1 protein-coding gene is annotated in these 1,839 nt (G+C 61.1%); it reads right to left on the bottom strand.

All coding sequences use genetic code 11. From position 1 onward, the window contains the following. Positions 1-1,839: immunoglobulin-like domain-containing protein (locus ACF8FG_RS13485; RefSeq protein WP_392518858.1), on the bottom strand; the 1,839-nt coding region annotated here is incomplete at both ends.

The raw sequence follows: 1,839 nt of genomic DNA, 5'->3' as shown, positions 1-1,839 counted from the left end.
ACCGAAGTCTGGTCAGCAGTAATAGTGACTTTGACGATGTCGCCTTCGTTGCCTGGGGTGCCAGGCTCGTCGGTCACCTCGGTGCTGACTGGAGTCTTGTCCAGGTTCAGGTTTTCGAACTTCCATGCATCTGCGCCGCTGACGGCGTCGATGGCATTGACCACCGGCTGGTTAGTGCCGACATAGACGTTGTCCGGGGCAGTTGCAGTCGCCGAACCGGTGGTGCTGTTGGCTGCCACGACGACGGTGGTGCCGTCGGTCAGCTTAAAGTACAGCTCCGAGTGGTTGTTGATCGGCAGACCGTCTTTGTTGGTCAGCGTGATGGTGTAGGTGATCTCGCCGCCTTCGGTCACCGAAGGGGTGGCAGTCAGCTTGGCCACGACTTCGTCGAGGGTGTCGGTCACTTGAACCGAAGCAGCACCACCCAGTTCCAGGTTCTCAAAGGTGTGACCGTCTACATCCACAGCGGACGTGATGCCCAGACTGATCTGGCCAGCGTCCTGGTAGACGTCATCGCCTTGCGCGTCGTGGGTGTACGGCGCGCTGGTCTCACCGGCCTTGATGGTGACCTGGGCATTGTTGCTCAGGGTCACGACCAGGTCGTGGGCCAGCGGCTGGTTGACGTGCACAGTGAAGGTTGGTTTGACGTTCTCGGCTACCGAAGTCTGGTCGGCTGTGATGGTGACCTTGACGATGTCGCCTTCGCTGCCTGGAGTGCCTGGCTCGTCGGTGACCTCGGTGCTGACCGGGGTCTTGTCCAGGTTCAGGTTTTCGAACTTCCACGCATCTGCGCCGCTGACCGCGTCGATGGCATTGACCACCGGCGCGTTGGTGCCGACATAGACGTTGTCCGGGGCGGCTACAGTGGCCGAACCGGTGGTGCTGTTGGCTGCCACGACGACAGTGGTGCCGTCGGTCAGCTTGAAGTACAGCTCCGAGTGGTTGTTGATCGGCAGGCCGTCTTTGTTGGTCAGCGTGACGGTGTAGGTGATCTCGCCGCCTTCGGTCACCGAAGGGGTCGCGGTCAGCTTCGCCACGACTTCGTCGAGGGTGTCGGTCACTTGAACCGAAGCGTTGCCGCCCAGTTGCAGGTTCTCGAACGCAGCACCAGTGGCGTCTACTGCCGAGTTGATGCCCAGGCTGATCTGGCCAGCGTCCTGGTAGACGTCATCGCCTTGCGCGTCGTGGGTGTAAGGCGCGCTGGTCTCGCCGGCCTTGATGGTGACCTGGGCGTTGTTGCTCAGGGTCACGACCAGGTCGTGGGCCAGCGGCTGGTTGACGTGTACGGTGAAGGTCGGTTTGACGTTCTCGGCCACCGAAGTTTGGTCAGCAGTAATAGTGACTTTGACGATATCGCCTTCGTTGCCTGGGGTGCCAGGCTCGTCGGTCACCTCGGTGCTGACTGGAGTCTTGTCCAGGTTCAGGTTTTCGAACTTCCACGCATCTGCGCCGCTGACCGCGTCGATAGCATTGACCACCGGCGCGTTGGTGCCGACATAGACGTTGTCCGGGGCGGTTGCAGTGGCCGAACCGGTGGTGCTGTTGGCTGCCACGACGACGGTGGTGCCGTCGGTCAGCTTGAAGTACAGCTCCGAGTGGTTGTTGATTGGCAGACCGTCTTTGTTGGTCAGCGTGATGGTGTAAGTGATCTCGCCGCCTTCGGTGACCGACGGGGTCGCGGTCAGCTTGGCCACTACTTCGTCGGTGGTGTCGGTCACTTGAACCGAAGCGTTGCCGCCCAGTTGCAGGTTCTCGAAGGTCGCACCAGTGGCGTCTACCGCCGAGTTGATGCCAAGGCTGATCTGGCCAGCATCGTTGTAGACGTCATCGCCCTGTGCG

Source organism: Pseudomonas sp. YQ_6 (assembly GCF_043103245.1).
Classification (GTDB): Bacteria; Pseudomonadota; Gammaproteobacteria; order Pseudomonadales; family Pseudomonadaceae; genus Aquipseudomonas; species Aquipseudomonas alloputida.
This window is presented reverse-complemented; position numbering and strand designations above follow the sequence as displayed.